Genomic DNA, 18,807 nt, shown 5'->3' on the forward strand with positions numbered 1-18,807 from the left:
GACCTTGTTAATGAGTAGTGGCGCTTTGGCGGAACAGTACACGAGCCAGGATGTTGAGCGTCAGCACGCTCAGCGTGATCAGCAGCGCACCCGCCCAGGCGAGTTGCTGCCAGTCTTCATAGGGGCTCATGGCGAACTGGAAGATCACCACCGGCAGGTTCGCCATCGGCTTGTCCATGTCGCTGTTCCAGAACTGGTTGTTCAGCGCGGTGAACAGCAGCGGGGCGGTTTCGCCGCTGATGCGGGCGATGGCCAGCATCACGCCGGTGATGATCCCGGCGCGGGCTGCGCGCAGGGTGACGAAGTTGACGATCTTCCACTGCGGCGCGCCGAGCGCGGCGGCCGCCTCGCGCAGTGTGTTCGGGATCAGGCGCAGCATGTTCTCGGTGGTGCGGATCACGATGGGGATCACGATGATGGACAGCGCGATGGCGCCCGCCCAGCCGGAGAAATGCTTGACGTGGACGACGTAGACCTCATACACGAACAGGCCGATGACGATGGAGGGCGCGGACAGCAGCACGTCGTTGATGAAGCGCGTGACGGGCGCCAGCCAGCCGCGGTGGCCGAATTCAGCCAGGTAGGTGCCGGCCAGGATGCCGATGGGCGTGCCGACCAGCGTGCCGACCAGTGTCATCATCAGCGTGCCGGCAATGGCGTTGAGCAGGCCGCCGGAGCTGCCGGGCGGCGGGGTCATTTGAGAAAACACGACAGGCCCCAGTGCAGTCAGGCCGTGCTCAAACAGCGTCCAGAGTATCCAGATCAGCCAGAACAGGCCGAATGCCATGGCCAGCATGGAGACCAGCAGGCCGGTGGCGTTGACGATGCGGCGGCGGGTATAGAGGTTCAGCATGATGGTTACGAAGGCTGTCCCTCGCGTTTGCCCAGCTTGAAAAGCATGTAGCGCGCGAGCGACAAGACCACAAAGGTGATGAAGAACAGGATCAGGCCGAGCTCGATCAGGGACGAGGTGTAGAGCTCGCCGACCGCTTCGGTGAATTCATTGGCCAGCGACGAGGAGATGCTGTTGCCAGGCATCAGCAGCGACTGGCTCAATTCATGCGCGTTGCCGATGACGAAAGTGACCGCCATGGTCTCGCCCAGCGCGCGACCGAGTCCCAGCATGATGCCGCCCACCACGCCGATGCGGGTATAGGGCAGCACGACTTTCCATACCACCTCCCAGGTGGTCGCGCCCAGGCCGTAGGCGGACTCCTTCAGCAGGGCGGGCACGACTTCGAACACGTCGCGCATCACCGAGGCGATGAACGGGATCACCATGATGGCGAGGATGATACCGGCAGTCAGCACGCTGATGCCCATCGGAGGGCCGATGAAGAATGGGCCGAGATAGGGCATCGCGCCGATGTTGTCGCTGAGCCAGGGCTCGATATGGTCGGCAAACAGCGGGGCGAACACGAACAACCCCCACATGCCGTAGATGATGCTGGGGATGCCCGCCAGCAACTCGATGGCGATGCCGAGCGGGCGGCGCAGGATGCGCGGCGACAGCTCAGTCAGGAAGATCGCGATGCCGAAACTGACCGGAATGGCGATCAGCAGGGCGATGCCGGAGGTGGCCAGCGTGCCGACGATGGGCACGAGCGCACCGTATTCATCAGTGACCGGGTTCCACTCGGCACTGGTGAGGAAATTGAAGCCAAACGCATGGATGGCGGGCATACTGCCGATCACCAGGGAGCCGAGAATGGCTGCCAGCAGGGCGAGCACCCCGAAGGCGGACAGCCGCGTCACGCCGCGGAACAGCATATCCAGCCAGATTTGGCGCTTGAGATGCGCATCGCGCAAGATAGACATAGTTATTTATTGGTGTGTTGTTAATCGAAAGGGGGCATTGCGCCCCCTTTGAATTATATCGTGTATATGTGCTTAGTTCAGCACGTTCAAACGATGGTTACTTCCAGAGCGCTGCGCCCTTGGCATCCTTGACTTGTGCCTTCCATGCGCCGCGGATCATCTTGGTGACGTTCTCCGGCAGCGGAACGTAGTCCAGGTCGGAGGCCATCTTGTCGCCGTTGGTGAAAGCCCAGTCGAAGAACTTCAGCACTTCCTTGCCGTTCGCCGCATTTTCCTGGGTCTTGTGGATCAGGATGAAGGTGGCGCCGGTGATGGGCCAGCTGTCCTTGCCCGGCTCGTTGGTCAGGATTTCGTAGAAACCCTTGTCAGCGTCCCATTTTGCATTGGCGGCTGCAGCCTTGAAGCTGACGTCGCTAGGCGCAACGAACTGGCCTTCGCGGTTCTTCAGTTGCACGTAGTTCATCTTGTTCTGCAGGGCGTAGGCGTATTCCACGTAACCGATGGAGCCCTTGATGCGCTGCACGTAGGAAGCCACGCCTTCGTTGCCCTTGCCGCCGGTGCCGGTTGGCCATGCCACGGCCTTGTCGGCGCCCACGCTACGCTTCCACTCCAGGCTGACTTGAGCGAGGTAGGTGGTGAAGATGAAGGAGGTGCCGGAGCCGTCGGCGCGGTGCACCACGGTGATGGCCTGATCGGGCAGGCTGACGCCCTTGTTGTCGGCGGCAATTTGCGGGTCGTTCCACTTCTTGATCTTGCCCAGATAGATGTCAGCCAGCGCTGCGCTGCTCAGCTTCAATTGACCTGCAGCGACACCTTCCACGTTGATCACCGGCACCACGCCGCCGACTACGGTCGGGAATTGTGTCAAACCGGCAAGGCCCAGCTCATTCGGATTCAGGGGAGCGTCGGTTGCACCGAAGTCCACGGTCTTGGCCTGGATCTGCTTGATGCCGCCGCCGGAACCGATGGACTGGTAATTCATGCCCGCGCCGGTCTGCGCCTTGTAGGCTTCAGCCCACTTTGCATAGATCGGGTAGGGGAAGGTCGCGCCCGCACCGGTGATGTCGGTGGCCTGGCTGACGCCGGCAAAGGCCATTGCGGAAGCGGCGGCGATGCCGAGGACGAGTTGCTTGAGCTTGCTGTTCATGGTCTCTCCGTTTTATGAGGGGTTGCTTTGTATATAACGTTAATCAACTGCTCTTTGAGGCGGTGCTATGGTAGGTGTCTTGTGTGACAGGATTATTACACTTTAAGGAAGTGTTTTGCATAACGGCTGCTCAGGCGCGACATCGGCAGCAGGATGAACAGGTCGGCGGTGTTGAACTCTGGATCCCACGCCGGTTCGCCGCAAATGTAGGCGCCGAGACGCAGGTAACCCTTGAGCAGCGGCGGGACCGGGGCATCGAGATACTGGTTCAGCGCTTCCAGCGGCAGCGGACAGCGCGGGAACACGCGGTATTCGGCCGGGGCGGCGTAGATGCGGTGCAGCTTGCGGTAGAGGCTGGCCGCAACGTGGCCGCCATCACCCATGCTGATGCTGGCGCAGCCGATCATGTATTCGTAGTGGCTTTGCTGCATGTATTGGGCGAGGCCACCCCACAGTTGGGTGATGGTCGCGCCGTCGCGATGGTCCCAGTGCACGCAGGAGCGTCCCACTTCCACCATGCGCTCGCGAAGGTGCAGCAACCGGGTCATGTCGAATTCGGTCTGCGAATAATAGCCGCCGATCTTCTGCGCCTGGTCCGGCGACAGGATGCGGTAAGTGCCTACTACCTTGTTTTCATTGTTTTCGCGCACCAGCAGGTGCTCGCAGTATTTGTCGAAGATGTCGCGGTCGATGCCTTCATCCGCGCTGACCAGGTTGGCTCCCATTTCTTCGGCGAATACCTTGTAGCGCAGGCGCTGCGCTTCCATAACTTCCGCTTCGCTGCGTGCCAGGCTGGTGGTCAGGCGGCGTTGGGTGGCATGTTCTGCTTGTCGGTGGAGTTCCAGCATTGCATTTCTCCCGTTAATTGAGATGTAGGCAGCTTAGGGGATGGCTGTTGCAATGCGATGACGTGAATATGAAGGAAATGTGAAGGGTTACCTGGCCAGTTGGTTGATGACGGGGTCGAGCAGCAGAACATAGGCAGACTGCGTCGAGAGCAGCGGGATGGCGGCGGATGGCACGGGCTCGGGCTGAAGTCGCGGCGGGGAGGTTTGCAGGCTGTGCGCGATGGATTCCTGCGCCATTCTCGCCAGCATCCGGCGGTTGCCGTTGGCGGCGGGCAATGCCGGGGGGAACGCGACCGACACGTTGATTTGCCGGCAGCACAGGACGCGCAAGAGGGATAGTGCCAGTGATGTGTCGCCGGTGAATGCGGCGGCGGTGGCGGGCTTGCCCTCTGCATCCAGATAGCGCAGGGCGACGGGGCATAGCATCACCTCCGCATCGATCGCCGATTGCACCAGCGCCGAGTGGAAATGCCCCACCCGGCTGCCGTCCGTGGTGGTGCCTTCCGGAAACAGTCCGACGCAGGCTCCCTGCCGGAGCAGGGTCGCCGCGCTTTGGTTGACTTTGGCGGCGTCGCGGCGCAGCGTGCGCTCGACGAAGATCGTTCCGCTACGTTTGCACAGCCAGCCGATGAGCGGCCAGCCGCGCACTTCCGCCTTGGCGATGAAGTGCGCAGGCTGGATCGTGTTCAGCACGAAGATATCCAGCCAGGAGACGTGATTGGCGACCATCAGGCAGCCGCTCGGCTGCAGGTGACAGTCGGCTCCGATCCGGATGTTGAGGATGCCCAGCAACTGCTTGCTCCATTTCCTGAGCATGCGCAGCTGCCTTGCGCGGTCGAGGTGCGGGTAACAGAGCGCCAGCAGCGCGCCATATATAAGGTGCAGGGCGACGCGGCAACCCCGGATCACGGCCATCGGGTAGATGTTCATGCGGCCGGCTTGAAGGCGGAGAGGCGGAACTGTGAAACCATGCGCTGCAGAACCTCTGAGGTCTGGGCCAGTACTGCCATTTCGTTGCGCGTGGTCTCGATCTCCCTTGTGGTGGAGGTGGTGATGTGCGTCACGTCTGCGATATGTGTGGCGATCTGTCGGCCTTCCTGCGATTGCGTCTCGGTGGCCAATGCGATCTGCTGCATCATGTCCGCGACGATTTGTATGGAAGCATCGACCTCGGCCAGCACATTGCTGATCCGTTCGCCGTGTTCAACGCCGGTGCGGACGCTGCTGCGCGTCGCGTCCATGGCTGAAATTGCCTCGCGGGCCGATCCCTGGACCTCGTTCAGCAAGTCGGAGATGTCCCGGGCGGAAGCGGAGGTGCGCTCCGACAGCAAGCGCACTTCGTCGGCTACGACGGCGAAGCCGCGGCCCTGATCTCCCGCGCGGGCGGCCTCGATGGCGGCATTCAGCGCCAGCAGGTTGGTTTGTTCGGCGATGCCCCTGATGATGTTGCTGATGCTGCCGATGCGCTGGAGCGTAAGGTCGAACTCACGCATGGTCTGCGACGAGGATTCCACAGTGGTATCCAGCTGTTGCAGGATGGCCGAAGTCTCCTGGCCGACGATGCTGACCTCGTTGATCTTGGCGCCGGTGGTCTTGGCGGTGCCTGCGGCATGGGTTGCGTTGCCGGCGATCTCTGTGATGGTATGGCCCATTTTTTCGATGGCCGACATCACGTTGAAGATCTTTTCCGACTGCGCCTGTGCATTGCTGCTGACGCTCTGCGTCATCGCATTGACCTTGTGGGCGGTGGTCTTCGACTGGTCGGCCGAGCTGTTCACGTCATGCAGGACGGATTCGATGCGGCCGATGAATTCGTTGATCGTCCGGACCATAACGCCGATCTCGTCCGCCGGGCCTTGCGGCAGGCGGTGGCTCAGGTCGCCCGCGCTGAGATGGGAGATGACGTTGATGATTCCGTCTATGCGTCTTTTCAGCCGGCCGTTGAACACGGACTGGAAGGCGACCACGACCAGCGCCGCGGCGACCAGTGGCAGGACGATGATCCACAGGATATTGCCGACCGCGCGGCTGATGTTATCCCGTGCCAGCGTTTCGCCATCGCGGTTGAGCGCAATCAGCTGGTCGATGTTCGTGATCATCGGTTCCAGTTTCATCTGATAGAGGGCGTCCGGGATCTGCAGCGCGTCATTCGGGCTGGTGCTGGCGATCTTGATGGCGCCGTTGAAGCCTTTTATGTAATCGTTCCATGCTTCGGCGATCTGCTTCAGTTGCTTGCTGTCGATCTCGGCCGGTGCGACGGCTGCTGCGCCCTGGTGCAGGGACTGGATGTTTTTGTCGGCAGAAGCAAGCCTGGCTTCGGTTTCCGCCAGGATGGGATCCGAGCGGGAGGCCGATAGCGCGATGCTCTTGATCTGTGCCAGATTGCCGGCGAAAGTCTGCCGGGACTGGTACTGGCTGAATTCGCTGCGCAGCGTGCCGAGTTGGACGATGCTGAAGACGATGACCCCAAGCATGCTCAGGGCGGTAATCGCGGCGATCAGGCGTAGTTGTGCTTGCAATGACATTTTTGTTTCCTTGGCCTGTTATGTTGGGGTGTTTGCCAGGGGCTAGCCGAAATAAAGTGCGGCCGCCTCGTGCTGCTGTTCCTGATGGGGCAGCCGGCGGCGCTCGATGAACAGGCTGTTGCCGGGTTTGCCCTTCGCCAATTTCTTCGCCGCCGTGGCCGCTTCCGCTACCTCATGGTGCGAACTGAACAGCTCCGGGGAGACCCAGATGGCGCCGATCGACAGCGTGGGCAGCTGGTGGCGCACGATGCGGCCCTGGCGGTCGGCAGTCAGGTAGCCGCCGATCGAGCGATGTTCTTCGTCGAACAACACTGGGGAGGTGCGCGCGAAAGCGGCGAGCGCACGGTTGCAGCGCTGTTCCCAGTCGGCGCTTTGCAGGACGAGGATGAAGTCGTCGCCGCCGATATGTCCGATAAAGTCGTATTTCGGATCGCAGACGTTGGCAAGCAGCTTGCCGGTGAACTGGATGGCCTCGTCGCCCTTGCGGTAGCCGTACACATCGTTGAACGGCTTGAAGTTGTCGAGATCCGCATAGCAGACCGCGAAGGACTTGTCGTTTTGTAGCAGGTGCTCAATATGCTCGTTGATCGGCACGTTGCCCGGCAGCATGGTGAGCGGGTTGGCGTAGCGCGCGTTTTCGATCTGCGCCTTGGTGACTTCGCGCAGCAGGTCCTGGCCGGTGCCGACCCCGATGTAGCGGCCCTGTTCGGTGATGATGAAGCCGTCGGTGAAGTGCTTGATCTCGGATTCGCTCAAGAATCCGCTCAACTCGTGGATGGGCGTCGATTTTTCCACCAGCAGAGGCTCTGCATTCATCAGTTCTGTGCAGGGTTTCTTGCCGAGCAGTTCGCGGCGGAAGGGCTGGGAGAAGTTGTCCAGGAACTCGTGGCGGTTGATCAGGCCAACGGGGCGGCCATGCTTGACGACGGGAATGGACCGCAAGTTGTGGTTCTCGGTGAAGTGGACGAATATTTGCTCGACCGCCGTTTCGGGCGGGAACGATTCGACATAACGCTGGATCGACCCGACGGTGACGTTGCGTGTGCTGCTATATGGTTGTTCAACGACGTTGTTCGTATTGATCAGGCAACCGACCTGGGCGTGGGCGTTCAGCGGCGGGGTGGGGCTGGGGCGGGCAATGAAGTAGCCCTGCCCGCAGGCGATGCCGATGTCGCGTATCACGCGGAACTCGGCATCGGTCTCGATGCCTTCCGCGATGACTTGCGTGCCGGAGCTTTTTGCGATCTGCTGGATCGACTTGAGGAACTGCTGTTTGAGCGGGTCGCTGTTGACGCCCTGGACGAAGTGCATGTCGATCTTGACATACTCCGGGCGCAGTTCAGACCACAGGCGCAAGCTCGAGAAGCCAGCGCCCAGGTCGTCCATCGCGATCTGGAAGCCCATGCCGCGGTAGTGCAGCAGCGCATTGCGCATCGCGTCGAAATCGAAGGTGGGCTGGTTCTCGGTGATCTCGATGACGACACGCTTCGGGTCGACGCCAAGGTTTTCGAGATAGACCAGCGTTTGCCCGTTCTTGAAGCTGGGGTGGGTCAGGGTTTCCGGGCTGACGTTCAGGAACAGCTTGCCGGGCAAGCCCTGGTCGGCAAAGGTTTCCAGCACGATTTGTCTGCTCAGCATCTCGATTTCCAGGGATAATCCCTGTTGTCGTGCCGCGCCGAACAGGTTGGCGGGAGAATGCATCGGGCTGTTGGCCGGGCCGCGGATCAGCCCCTCGAAGCCGATGAATGAGCCGTTGGAAAAATCCATGATCGGCTGAAAAATGGCGGAGAGGGTGCGTTGATTCAAGATGTCCTGGAGCGTTCTCATCGTGGCTGTCCTATTAGGTATGACATGCGCGGCAGCATAGTTCCCGTATGTTTCAGCCGGGTTACGCCGTTGTTGCGGATTGGTTGCAGGGAGGCCCCCTAAAAATCTGGTTGAATATTCCGGATTCCTTCGGTAGAATCCGCGCTCTTTTGAAAATCGGTTGGAGTAGAACCATGGCACGTGTATGTCAAGTGACGGGGAAAGGCCCGATGGTCGGGAACAACGTTTCCCATGCCAATAACAAAACCAAGCGTCGTTTTTTGCCGAATCTGCAACGCCGCCGCTTCTGGGTTGAAAGTGAAAACCGCTGGGTCAGCCTGCGCTTGACCAATGCTGCGCTGCGTACCATCGACAAGAACGGTATCGATGCAGTGTTGTTCGAAATGCGCGCACGCGGCGAAAACGTTTAAGGAGCTGAGAAATGCGCGAAAAGATCAAACTCGAATCCAGTGCCGGTACCGGTCATTTCTACACCACGACCAAGAACAAGAAGACCACTCCGGAAAAGATCGAAATGAAGAAGTTCGATCCGGTGGCACGCAAGCACGTGATGTACAAGGAAACCAAGCTGAAGTAATCCGGCTTGGATTCGCTGCAAAACAATAAAGCCCGCTTTCGCGGGCTTTATTGTTTTGACGCCTGTTTTTCACGTTATCAAGGCATTGTTTCTTCCTGAATCTCGCGTTCGATTTCTTCCGCACTGATATGGCGTGCGTCGCGCCCTTTGACCATGTACACCATATATTCGGCCATGTTCTGTGCATGATCGCCCATGCGTTCGATCGCCTTGGCGATGAACAGGATTTCCAGCGCGTTTGAGATGGTGCGCGGGTCTTCCATCATGAAAGTGACCAGGTAGCGCAGGATGGCGCGGAACTCGTTGTCCACCAGTTCGTCCTGGCGCACCACATGAGCAACTGAGGCCAGGTCGAGCCTGGCGAAGGAATCCAGCGACTTGTGCAGCATATCCAGCACCAGCTTGGCGGCATGCCTGATCTCGGTATAGCGCGGCAGGTGGATATGCTCCCGGTGCGACAGATCCCTGGCCATGTAGGCGATCTTTTTCGCCTCGTCGCCGATGCGTTCCAGGTCGGCAATGGTCTTGATGATCGTCATGACCATGCGCAAGTCGTTTGCGGCCGGCTGGCGGCGCGCGATGATCCGGGTGCACTGCTCGTCGATCTCCACCTCGAGGGCATTGACGCGGTGGTCGTCGGCGATGACGCGGTTCATCAGGGCGATGTCGTTGCCGATCAGTGCCTCCAAGGCGAGACGGATCTGGCTTTCCACCAATCCTCCCATCATAAGCACGCGCTCGCGCACGGCCTCGAGTTCGGTGTCGAATTGCCTCGAAGTGTGTTTGCTGTTGCTCATCCTGCCTTCCCTTGGTTCAGATTGTCTAACCGCCTGATGCTACCCATGAACCGTGACGGATTTATTACGCACACAAGCGTAGCGGGGAATACCGAGTGCTCCCCATTGAAACAAATGATTAAAAATAAGTTAATGGCTTTGCAACGTTCGCGGTTTAGATTGGCAACCTGAGGCAGCCGGGGGCTGCTCGACGATGACTCTAACTGGAGGACACCATGAGATTTTTCACTGAGCATTTTTTCAGCGAGGAACAGAAGAGCGAGCTGCTTGGCGACAAGTATGCACAGGCGCAGCGCGCGGCTATGCAAACCGAACAGGAAGGGTGGTACCGCACTCTCGAAATAGCGCAGACGAAAGAACGTTTGCAGCGCCTGCAGGATGAGTTCGACAGGGGGGCTAAGCTCGTGGAGTTGGCCGTGCTGCCGCTCATCCTGACCATCACGCTGGCCTGCGGGCTGGTGTCGTCGTTTCTGATGGATGGATCGATCTGACCTGTGATGGCGGGCGTGTCCCGGCAGCAGGGAGGGCCTATTCCTCCTTGGGAAAGTGCAACCCGTATCGGCTTCCCCTGAATGGGCTTTATCATAAAAGTGCAACAAAACTCACTTAGACTGGACTCCTGCAAGTCAGCAGAGGCCCAGCGATGACAGACAGCCCGAATGCCCCTGAAGCGCCAGACGCAACCGTAGAGCACCTGCTAAGGGAGGTGCCGTCCGTGCACGAGTCGACCAGCTGCATCAAGGTGCTTGGGCTGTTCCACGAAGAGAAAAAACTGTACGCCCTGCCGGTGGTGAACGACAAAGACAGGCCGGTGGGGATCATCGTGCGGCAGGATCTCACTGAATTCTTCAGCAAGCAGTACGCCAAAGAGCTGAAAGGCAAGAAACCGATATCCATGCTCATGGATAACAAGCCGGTCATCGTCGATCGGAGCACCAGTATCCAGGACGTCGCACGCATCATCCTGGATGCGGGGATCGAGCATATGGTGAGCGGTTTCATCATCACCAGGGAAAAGCGCTATCAAGGCATGGCCAATGGTTATGACCTGCTCAATGAGATGACGCGCATGAAACAAAAATATCTGTTTGATCTGGCGCATTTCGATCAGCTGACCGGCCTGCCGAATCGCACGCTGTTGCTGGACCGCCTGAACCAGGCTATCTCCGCCTCCAGCCGTGCATCGCGCAAGATATCCCTGCTTTTTATCGATCTCGACGGGTTCAAGCCCGTCAACGATACCTACGGCCACAATATCGGCGACCGGCTATTAAAAGAGGTCGCAGAACGGCTGATGTCGTGCCTCAGGGAAGGGGATACGGCTGCCCGTCTGGGAGGGGATGAGTTCGTCGTGATGTTGCCGGAGTCGGATCTCGACAGGGCGCTGGCCGTGGCGAACCGGGTGCTGGGAACGCTGAAAGCTTCTTACGAGTTTGGAAAAAAGACCATTTCGGATATCTCCGCGAGCATAGGTGTCGCCGAATTCCCCTCCCACGCAGATGAGACGGATGCCTTGTTGACGGCAGCAGACAGTGCCATGTATGTGGCAAAGAATGGCGGCAAGGGCAAGATCGCAGTCTTCACCTCAGCCGAATAACTGATGTCCAGCGTCAAAGCGAAGTTCGAGGGGTTTTCCACTGAGCAACTCCTGAAATGAATCGACCCGCGATTGTGCGGGGCGATCATGACAGCATGGTTGCGAATGTATCAGGCCGTCGCCCAGGCTTTTGCCTCGTTGTAGTCGGCGAATACGCGGACGTCCGCGTCCACGAACAGGCGCGACAGCCAGGCTTGCCAGGTGATCCACTGGTCGTCGGTGACGACGGCGATCTTGCTGAAGTCGTGGTTGTGCTCGCGGCTGAAGAACTTGATCTCTTCCCAGGCGACGTCGACGGTGTAGTCGATCATGCCGCGCAGGTCGAACAGCAGGTTCAGCGGGCCGGGGGACTTCAGTTTGTACAGGGATTGCTCCTCGAAGGTCTTGAAATCCGCGAGGGTGAATTCGCCGATGACGGCGGCGTTGACGAGGTTGGCGGTCTGTTCGATGGTGATCATTGTTATTCTTCCTGATGCTTTGGTGATAGGCGCAAGCTTAGCACACCGCTGGCGACGATGAGCGCCATGCCGAGCCAACTGCTCGGTGCCAGGACTTCATTCCACAGCAGCATGCCGAACAGGCTGGCGAACACGATGGTGCTGTAGGCCATGCTGCCGACTGCCAGCGTCTTGCCGACACGGTAGGCTTGCGTCATCGCGAGTTGCGCCAGTGTGCCGCTGCCGCCGAGCCCGAGCAGGATGGCGAAACCTTGCGGCGTGACTGAATGCACTTTGTCGAACATCATCCACACGCCACTGCCGACGGTAGCGATCAGGCTGAAATAGAACACCACGCGCGTCGCGGGTTCGCCCCTCAGGCCGAGCTGCTTGACGTTGAGGTATGCGACCCCAGCGAGGAAGCCGGAGGTCAGACCGAGGAGACCGGGCAGCAACTGGTCGCGTTCTAGCGTCGGGTGCAGCAACAGCACCACGCCGCAGAAACCGAGTGCGATGGCGAAGGTCAGCGGCAGGTGGAACTTGTCCTTGAACACCAGCATGGTGAGGATGGAGAGGAACAGCGGCGCGGTGTAGTTGAGCGTCACGGCGGTGGCGAGCGGCAGTACGGTGATGCAGTAGAAGAACAGCGCGAGCGCCACAGAGCCGGATAGCCCGCGCCACAGGTGAGGTCGCCAGTGCGGAGTGGCGATGCTCACGCGCTGGTGGCGCAGGATCGCGTACACCAGCAGCAGGCCGAAGAACGAGCGGTAGAACACCAGTTCGACGTGGGAGAAATGTGCAGCGCCCAGCTTGACGAAAACGCCCATGCAGCCGAACAGGAATCCGGCTGCCAGCATCCACAGTGAACCCAAGTGAGATTGCTTCAGGGTGGAATTACTTCAGGTGTCCAGACAGGTTGCGCCGCAGATACTCGTGGAAGTGCAGCATGCCGTCCTCGGTGGGCGACTGGTACGGACCATGCTCCTCGATGCCCTGCTGGTACAGCGCTTTGCGGCCCTGATGCATGCGCACGCAAATGACGTCATCCTCGACCGCGGTCTCGTTATAGGCCTTCTGTTCGGCCTCGACGTATTCGCGCTCGAACATCGCGATCTCTTCCAGATAGTAGAACTCGACCACATTGGTGCAGGCCTCGGGGCCGCGCGGGATGAGGGTGCTGATGACCAGCGTGCCCGGATACCACTCGACCGTGATGTTCGGGTAATAGGTCAGCCAGATCGCGCCGTACTTCGGCAGTTTGTCGCCGTAGTAGCGCAGCACCTGCTCCTGCCATTTGCCGTACACCGGGCTGCCGACCTTGCGCAGCGCATTGCTGATGCCGACGGTCTGTACGCTGTACTGTTCGCCGAATTGCCACTGAAGTTGGTCGCAATCGACGAAGTTGCCGAGGCCGGGATGGAACGGCACGACGTGATAGTCCTCCAGATACACCTCGATGAAGGTCTTCCAGTTGAAGGCGTATTCGTCCACCTGGATGCGGTCCAGCATGTAGCCGGAGAAATTCAGATCCTTCATCACGCCCATATTGGCGAGGTCCTTCGCGATGTCGCGCTTGCCCGCGAACAGCAGGCCGTTCCAGTTCTGCAGCGGCGTCTTGTTCAGGTGCAGGCAGGGGTTCTGCGGGAAATGCGGCGCACCGAGCAGTTCGCCATCGGTCTTGTAGGTCCAGCGGTGCAGCGGGCAGGTGATGTGCTGCGCGTTGCCGCGCCCCTGCAGCATCGTGGCCTGCCGGTGGCGGCAGATGTTGGACAACAGCTCCACGCCGTTCGGGTTGCGCACCAGCATCTGTGCCTCGCCGTCCAACACATGATAGTCGCCCAGATTGGGCACCATCAGTTCGTGACCGACGTACTTGGGCCCCTGGTCGAACAGCAGGCGCTGCTCGAGCTCCAGCATCTTGGGATCGAAATACCAGCTCATCGGAGGTTGTACCTGAGCCGGTGTCAGATGGTTCATTTGGGCGATATCGGACATACCCACATCATCCTTGCAATTAGAGAATACGGTGCGAGAGTAGGAGCGGGATTGTCCCCGAATTTTTTGGGCGGGGCAACAAAAATTGGCTCGGCCAGGAACCGTTGGGTAAAATGCCCGTCTTTGGTAAACAGAGACGGACATGGCGGGTAAATCGCAGAAAACGGTGGGTTTCGAGGCGGCGATGGCCGAACTGGAGCAGATCGTCTCCGACATGGAGGCGGGCAAGCTGTCGCTGGAAGATTCGCTGGCGGCCTACAAGCGCGGCGCGGAACTGCTGACCTTCTGCCGTTCCAGGCTGGAAGATGCGCAGCAGCAGGTGCGCGTGCTGGAAGACGGCGTACTGAAGGATTTTTCCGCCAGCGGCGAGACCGGAACGAACTGATATGCATACCGATTTCCAAAGCTGGGTCGCGGCCCGGCAATCCCATTTCGAAAACGTGCTGCGCGGATTGCTGCCGCAGGCGGACGTCGCGCCGCAGCGGCTGCACGAGGCGATGCGCTATGCGGTGCTGGACGGCGGCAAGCGCGTGCGCCCGCTGCTGGCCTTCGCTGCGGGCGAGCTGGCAGGGGCGGAACAGGCACGGCTGGATGTCGCCGCTGCCGCAGTCGAACTGATCCATGCCTATTCGCTGGTGCATGACGACATGCCGTGCATGGACGACGATGTGCTGCGCCGCGGCAAGCCGACCTGCCATGTGCAATACGACGAGGCGACCGCGCTGCTGGTCGGCGACGCCTTGCAGACCCTCGCATTCCAGTTGCTCGCGGAACACCGCCTGAGCGGCGATGCGGCGCGACAACTGGAGATGGTCAAGCTGCTCGCAGTGGCTTCCGGCTCGCGCGGCATGGCGGGCGGCCAGGCGATCGACCTTGCCAGCGTGGGCAAGCCGCTCACGCTGCCCGAACTGGAATTCATGCACATCCACAAGACCGGCGCACTGATCCGCGCGGCGATCCTGCTGGGGGCTCATTGCGGCAACATCAGCCAGCCGCAACTCGACAAGCTCGACCACTTCGGCAAGCTGATCGGCCTCGCCTTCCAGGTGGTGGACGACGTGCTCGATTGCGAGGCGGACACGGCGACTTTGGGCAAGACTGCGGGCAAGGACGCCGACAACGACAAGCCCACCTATGTCAGCCTGCTCGGTATCGAGGGCGCGCGCGACATGGCACAGCGCCTGCATCGCGAGGCGCTGGAAACGCTGGTCGAATTCGGCGAAGCGGCGCGACGTCTGCGCGAACTGGCCGACTTCATCGTGCTGAGAAAATATTGATGTTCCCGCTGCTTTCCTCCATCAACGATCCGGAAGAGCTGCGCAAGCTGGAGCGTGCACAGTTGCCGCAACTGGCCGAAGAGCTGCGCGCCTTCCTCGTCGAGTCGGTGAGCAAGACCGGCGGTCACCTATCTTCCAATCTCGGTACGGTCGAACTGGCCATGGCCCTGCATTACATATTCAATACGCCGGACGACCGTCTGGTGTGGGACGTCGGCCACCAGACCTACGCGCACAAGATCCTTACCGGGCGGCGCGAGGCGATGAGCCGGTTGCGCATGGCGGGCGGCATCGCCGGCTTCCCCAAGCGTGAGGAAAGTCCCTACGATACTTTCGGCACCGGGCATTCGAGCACCTCAATCAGCGCCGCGCTGGGCATGGCGGTCGCTGCGAAACTGGAAGGCAGCGCGCGGCGTTCGGTGGCGATCATCGGCGACGGCGCGATGACCGGCGGCATGGCGTTCGAGGCGCTGAACAACGCTGGGGCGATGGACGCCAACCTGCTGGTGATCCTCAACGACAACGACATGTCGATCTCGCAGCCGGTAGGCGCGCTGAACAACTACCTGGCCAAGCTGATGTCCGGCCGCTTCTATGCAGCGATGCGGCGCGGCAGCGAAAAGATGCTCAAGGGCATGCCGCCGGTGCTGGAATTCGCCAAGCGCGCCGAGGAGCACGTCAAGGGCATGGTCACGCCGGGCACGCTGTTCGAGGAGTTCGGATTCAACTACATCGGCCCCATCGATGGTCACGACATCAATGTTCTGCTGGATACCCTGAGCAACATCCGCAAGCTCGAAGGCCCGCAGTTCCTGCATATCGTCACGCAGAAGGGCAAGGGTTACGCGCATGCTGAGGAGGACTGCACGCTGTATCACGGCGTGAGCAAGTTCGATCCGGCCAGCGGCATCACCCCGCAGCAGTCGGGCAAGCCTACCTATACCGAGGTGTTCGGCGCATGGCTGTGCGACATGGCGGCGCAGGACGAGCGGCTGGTCGGCATCACGCCGGCGATGTGCGAAGGCTCCGGCATGGTCGAGTTCGCGCAGGAATTTCCGCAACGCTACTTCGACGTGGGCATCGCCGAGCAGCACGCGCTGACTTTTGCCGCGGGGCTGGCCTGCGACGGCTACAAGCCGGTGGTGGCGATCTACTCGACCTTTTTGCAGCGCGCCTACGACCAGCTGATCCACGACGTCGCCATCCAGAACCTGCCGGTGGTGCTGGCGATAGACCGCGGCGGACTGGTCGGTGCGGACGGCGCGACCCACGCGGGCAGTTTCGACCTTTCCTATCTGCGCTGCATCCCGAACATGACGGTGATGGCGCCGGCGGACGAAGACGAATGCCGCCAGATGCTCTATACCGCCTTTCAGCTGGATACGCCGAGCGCAGTGCGCTATCCACGCGGGCGCGGCCCGGGCGTGGAGACTAAGCCGTCGATGCATGCCTTGCCGCTGGGCAAGGGCGAACTCCGCCGCAGCGGCAAGCAAGTCGCCATCCTCGCGTTCGGTTCGCTGTTGGCGCCCGCGCTGGCTGCCGCCGGGCAGCTGGATGCGACCGTGGCCAACATGCGCTTCGTCAAGCCGCTGGATGAGGAACTGGTATTGAAGCTTGCGCGTGAGCATGGCCTGCTGGTCACGGTGGAAGAGAACGCCGTGGAGGGCGGCGCGGGCAGCGCGGTGGCGGAATGCCTGCACCGGCACGGCGTCACCGTGCCGGTGCTGCATCTCGGTTTGCCGGACAGTTTCATCGAGCAGGGTGAGCATGCCCAGATGCTGGCGGATTGCGGCCTGGATGCCGCAGGGATCGCCGCCGCCATCCGGAACAGGCTGGCCGAGTGATTCGGTCGGGCTTGGTTATAATCCCTTCAGTCAAGAATTCAGAAAGTCTGCCATGAACGCCCAGAAACACCCTATTCCCGACGTGCAAAGCTCCGCCGATATGCGCCACCTGGCGATCAACAAGGTCGGTATCAAGGGCATCCGCCATCCGATCAAGGTGAGGGACAAGAGCGTCGGCGTGCAGCATACCGTCGCCACCTTCAACATGTACGTGCACCTGCCGCACAACTTCAAAGGCACGCACATGTCGCGCTTCGTCGAGATACTCAACGAGCACGAGCGCGAGATTTCGGTGGAGTCGTTCGAGACCATCCTGCGTGATATGGTGGTTCGCCTGGAGGCTCAGTCCGGCTACATCGAGATGAACTTCCCGTATTTCGTGAACAAGACCGCACCGGTGTCGGGTGTGCAGAGCTTGCTGGACTACGACGTGACCTTCATCGGCGAGGTCGTCGACGGGAAGGCGCGCGTCACCATGAAAGTGGTGGTGCCGGTCACCAGCCTGTGTCCCTGCTCCAAGAAGATCTCCGAGCGCGGCGCGCACAACCAGCGTTCCCATGTCACGCTCACTTTGCGCACCAACGAGTTCGTCTGGGTCGAGGACGTGATCCGCATCGCCGAAGAACAGGCGTCCTGCGAACTGTTCGGCTTGCTGAAACGTCCCGACGAGAAATTCGTCACCGAACGCGCCTATGACAATCCCAAGTTCGTCGAGGACATGGTACGCGACGTTGCTGCCGCGCTGAATGCGGACAAGCGCATCGATGCCTACATCGTCGAGTCGGAAAATTTTGAATCGATTCATAACCACTCGGCTTATGCGCTTATCGAACGCGATAAGACCCTGTAGGGGCGCGATTCATCGCGCCCATGCGCGGTCAAAAAACAGGGCGCGATGAATCGCGCCCCTACATGACATGAAACCCGTCGCCATCTTCCGCCATGCCCCCGCCGAAGGTCCCGGCTATCTCGCCGACTTCCTCGACGCTCACCGCATTCCCTGGAAGCTGATCGCCATCGACGCGGGCGATGCCGTGCCGCATTCGGTCGAGGCGTTTTCCGGGCTGGCGTTTATGGGCGGGCCGATGAGCGTCAACGACGATCTGCCGTGGATCGCGCCGGTCGAGGCGCTGATCCGCGATGCCGTGGCGCGCGACATCCCGGTGCTGGGGCATTGCCTCGGCGGGCAGCTGATGTCCAAGGCGCTGGGCGGCAAGGTGTTGCGCAACCCGGTGAAGGAGATCGGCTGGGGCGAAGTCGCGGTGGCGGACAACGATACCGCGCGCGCATGGTTCGGCGATGTGCGGCACTTCAATGTCTTCCACTGGCACGGCGAGACCTTCACCCCGCCGCAAGGCGCTGTGCGCTTGCTTTCCAGCGCGCACTGCGCCAACCAGGCATGGGCCATCGGCAAACACCTTGCGCTGCAATGCCACGTCGAGATGACTGCCGGGATGATCGCGTCCTGGTGTGAGATCGGTGCGGACGAACTTTTTGCCGCCAAGGCCAGTCCTGCGGTGCAGTCTGCTGATGCGATGCAACGGCAAATGGCGGATGAGTTGCCGGGTCTGCAGCAGGTTGCGGAACGGCTCTATGCCAAGTGGATAGACGGGATACCTAGGCCGAATTATCTAGACAATCCGGCATATTGACCCTCTGTGGGGTGCGGAGTACGGTGCGCTGCGGGATTGCTGTGCCTGTCCCGTTCTGCCGTCGTCACTTAACTCAAGGAGGTTTCCATGAAAAAGCTGATTGCACTGGTTGGTCTGGGTTTCGCTTTCGCCGTTTCATCCCCGGCTTTCGCCGGGGAGCAACAGGACAAGATGAAGGGTTGCAACAAGGAAGCGAAGGAAAAGACGCTGAAGGGAGATGAGCGCAAGGCGTTCATGAAGAAGTGCCTGTCCAAGGATTATCAACTGAAGTCCGGTACCGCCGTGGCAGCTCCTGCGGCACCGGCCGCGCCTGCTGCCCCGACCGCACCAGCAGCTGCAGCCACGCAGCAGAACAAGATGAAGGCGTGCAGTGCCGAAGCCAAGACCAAAGGGCTGAAAGCTGATGAGCGCAAGTCGTTCATGAGTACCTGCCTGAAAGGTTAGCCAGCATGTTCCTGATGAAAAA

The 18,807-nt window shown here is 60.5% G+C and carries 21 protein-coding genes; 10 read left to right on the forward strand and 11 right to left on the reverse strand.

Going from position 1 to position 18,807, the window contains the following annotated elements; all coding sequences use genetic code 11:
• Positions 1 to 7 precede the first annotated feature (7 nt).
• The 7 genes from pstA to FGKAn22_RS03645 all read right to left on the reverse strand — a co-directional run bounded on the left by pstA (position 8) and on the right by FGKAn22_RS03645 (position 8,165).
• On the reverse strand, positions 8 to 853 hold the full coding sequence (pstA, locus tag FGKAn22_RS03615) for a phosphate ABC transporter permease PstA (RefSeq protein WP_212786621.1): 846 nt from the start codon (positions 851 to 853) through the stop codon (positions 8 to 10).
• A gap of 5 nt (positions 854 to 858) precedes the next feature.
• Positions 859 to 1,818 (reverse strand): phosphate ABC transporter permease subunit PstC, encoded by a 960-nt coding sequence (pstC, locus tag FGKAn22_RS03620; protein ID WP_212786622.1) that lies wholly within the window; start codon positions 1,816 to 1,818, stop codon positions 859 to 861.
• 97 nt (positions 1,819 to 1,915) lie between these two features.
• Entirely contained in the window at positions 1,916 to 2,965 is a 1,050-nt protein-coding gene (pstS, locus tag FGKAn22_RS03625; RefSeq protein WP_212786623.1) for a phosphate ABC transporter substrate-binding protein PstS, read from the reverse strand.
• Positions 2,966 to 3,060: 95 nt separating this feature from the next.
• Positions 3,061 to 3,813, reverse strand: coding sequence for a GNAT family N-acetyltransferase (locus tag FGKAn22_RS03630; RefSeq protein ID WP_212786624.1), 753 nt, complete (start codon positions 3,811 to 3,813; stop codon positions 3,061 to 3,063).
• 87 nt (positions 3,814 to 3,900) lie between these two features.
• On the reverse strand, positions 3,901 to 4,743 hold the full coding sequence (locus FGKAn22_RS03635; protein ID WP_212786625.1) for a lysophospholipid acyltransferase family protein: 843 nt from the start codon (positions 4,741 to 4,743) through the stop codon (positions 3,901 to 3,903).
• Entirely contained in the window at positions 4,740 to 6,338 is a 1,599-nt protein-coding gene (locus FGKAn22_RS03640) for a methyl-accepting chemotaxis protein (RefSeq protein ID WP_212786626.1), read from the reverse strand. The genes FGKAn22_RS03635 and FGKAn22_RS03640 overlap by 4 nt, the downstream gene beginning before the upstream one ends.
• 42 nt (positions 6,339 to 6,380) lie before the next feature.
• Positions 6,381 to 8,165, reverse strand: coding sequence for a GGDEF domain-containing protein (locus tag FGKAn22_RS03645; RefSeq protein WP_212786627.1), 1,785 nt, complete (start codon positions 8,163 to 8,165; stop codon positions 6,381 to 6,383).
• A 173-nt stretch (positions 8,166 to 8,338) separates the two neighbouring features.
• On the opposite strand from FGKAn22_RS03645, the gene rpmB reads away from it, so the two are divergent.
• Together rpmB and rpmG are read left to right on the forward strand one after the other, a co-directional pair.
• Positions 8,339 to 8,575: a 50S ribosomal protein L28 gene (gene rpmB, locus FGKAn22_RS03650; protein WP_062625411.1), complete on the forward strand. Its 237-nt coding sequence runs from the start codon at positions 8,339 to 8,341 to the stop codon at positions 8,573 to 8,575.
• 11 nt (positions 8,576 to 8,586) lie between these two features.
• The gene (gene rpmG / locus FGKAn22_RS03655; RefSeq protein WP_212786628.1) at positions 8,587 to 8,742 is read left to right on the forward strand and encodes a 50S ribosomal protein L33; all 156 of its coding nucleotides are present in this window, start codon (positions 8,587 to 8,589) and stop codon (positions 8,740 to 8,742) included.
• A gap of 77 nt (positions 8,743 to 8,819) precedes the next feature.
• On the opposite strand, the gene phoU is transcribed toward rpmG, so the two are convergent.
• Entirely contained in the window at positions 8,820 to 9,539 is a 720-nt protein-coding gene (gene phoU / locus FGKAn22_RS03660) for a phosphate signaling complex protein PhoU (RefSeq protein WP_212786629.1), read from the reverse strand.
• A 215-nt stretch (positions 9,540 to 9,754) separates the two neighbouring features.
• Between phoU and FGKAn22_RS03665 the strand changes: the two genes are divergently transcribed.
• A complete protein-coding gene (locus FGKAn22_RS03665) occupies positions 9,755 to 10,030 on the forward strand; it encodes a hypothetical protein (RefSeq protein WP_212786630.1) in 276 nt (91 codons plus the stop codon).
• Positions 10,031 to 10,182: 152 nt separating this feature from the next.
• Complete coding sequence (locus tag FGKAn22_RS03670; RefSeq protein WP_212786631.1) at positions 10,183 to 11,136, forward strand: GGDEF domain-containing protein; 954 nt, start codon at positions 10,183 to 10,185, stop codon at positions 11,134 to 11,136.
• A gap of 110 nt (positions 11,137 to 11,246) precedes the next feature.
• On the opposite strand, the gene FGKAn22_RS03675 is transcribed toward FGKAn22_RS03670, so the two are convergent.
• The 3 genes from FGKAn22_RS03675 to FGKAn22_RS03685 are packed head-to-tail and all read right to left on the reverse strand — an operon-like array spanning position 11,247 to position 13,568.
• The gene (locus FGKAn22_RS03675; protein ID WP_212786632.1) at positions 11,247 to 11,594 is read right to left on the reverse strand and encodes a SpoIIAA family protein; all 348 of its coding nucleotides are present in this window, start codon (positions 11,592 to 11,594) and stop codon (positions 11,247 to 11,249) included.
• A gap of 2 nt (positions 11,595 to 11,596) precedes the next feature.
• On the reverse strand, positions 11,597 to 12,445 hold the full coding sequence (locus tag FGKAn22_RS03680) for a DMT family transporter (RefSeq protein ID WP_246487450.1): 849 nt from the start codon (positions 12,443 to 12,445) through the stop codon (positions 11,597 to 11,599).
• 22 nt (positions 12,446 to 12,467) lie between these two features.
• Positions 12,468 to 13,568: an aromatic ring-hydroxylating oxygenase subunit alpha gene (locus tag FGKAn22_RS03685; RefSeq protein WP_212786633.1), complete on the reverse strand. Its 1,101-nt coding sequence runs from the start codon at positions 13,566 to 13,568 to the stop codon at positions 12,468 to 12,470.
• A 142-nt stretch (positions 13,569 to 13,710) separates the two neighbouring features.
• Between FGKAn22_RS03685 and FGKAn22_RS03690 the strand changes: the two genes are divergently transcribed.
• The 6 genes from FGKAn22_RS03690 to FGKAn22_RS03715 all read left to right on the forward strand — a co-directional run bounded on the left by FGKAn22_RS03690 (position 13,711) and on the right by FGKAn22_RS03715 (position 18,785).
• Positions 13,711 to 13,953, forward strand: coding sequence for an exodeoxyribonuclease VII small subunit (locus FGKAn22_RS03690; RefSeq protein WP_212786634.1), 243 nt, complete (start codon positions 13,711 to 13,713; stop codon positions 13,951 to 13,953).
• A 1-nt stretch (position 13,954) separates the two neighbouring features.
• Positions 13,955 to 14,845, forward strand: coding sequence for a polyprenyl synthetase family protein (locus tag FGKAn22_RS03695; protein WP_212786635.1), 891 nt, complete (start codon positions 13,955 to 13,957; stop codon positions 14,843 to 14,845).
• Positions 14,845 to 16,689: a 1-deoxy-D-xylulose-5-phosphate synthase gene (gene dxs / locus FGKAn22_RS03700; protein WP_212786636.1), complete on the forward strand. Its 1,845-nt coding sequence runs from the start codon at positions 14,845 to 14,847 to the stop codon at positions 16,687 to 16,689. Before FGKAn22_RS03695 ends, dxs begins: the two co-directional genes overlap by 1 nt.
• Positions 16,690 to 16,741: 52 nt before the next feature.
• Positions 16,742 to 17,539 (forward strand): GTP cyclohydrolase FolE2, encoded by a 798-nt coding sequence (gene folE2, locus FGKAn22_RS03705; protein WP_212786637.1) that lies wholly within the window; start codon positions 16,742 to 16,744, stop codon positions 17,537 to 17,539.
• Between the two features lie 67 nt (positions 17,540 to 17,606).
• Positions 17,607 to 18,341, forward strand: a complete 735-nt coding sequence (locus FGKAn22_RS03710) for a type 1 glutamine amidotransferase (protein WP_212786638.1) — start codon at positions 17,607 to 17,609, stop codon at positions 18,339 to 18,341.
• A gap of 87 nt (positions 18,342 to 18,428) precedes the next feature.
• Positions 18,429 to 18,785, forward strand: coding sequence for a PsiF family protein (locus FGKAn22_RS03715; protein ID WP_212786639.1), 357 nt, complete (start codon positions 18,429 to 18,431; stop codon positions 18,783 to 18,785).
• Positions 18,786 to 18,807 lie beyond the last annotated feature (22 nt).

It is taken from the genome of Ferrigenium kumadai (genome assembly GCF_018324385.1).
Classification (GTDB): Bacteria; Pseudomonadota; Gammaproteobacteria; order Burkholderiales; family Gallionellaceae; genus Gallionella; species Gallionella kumadai.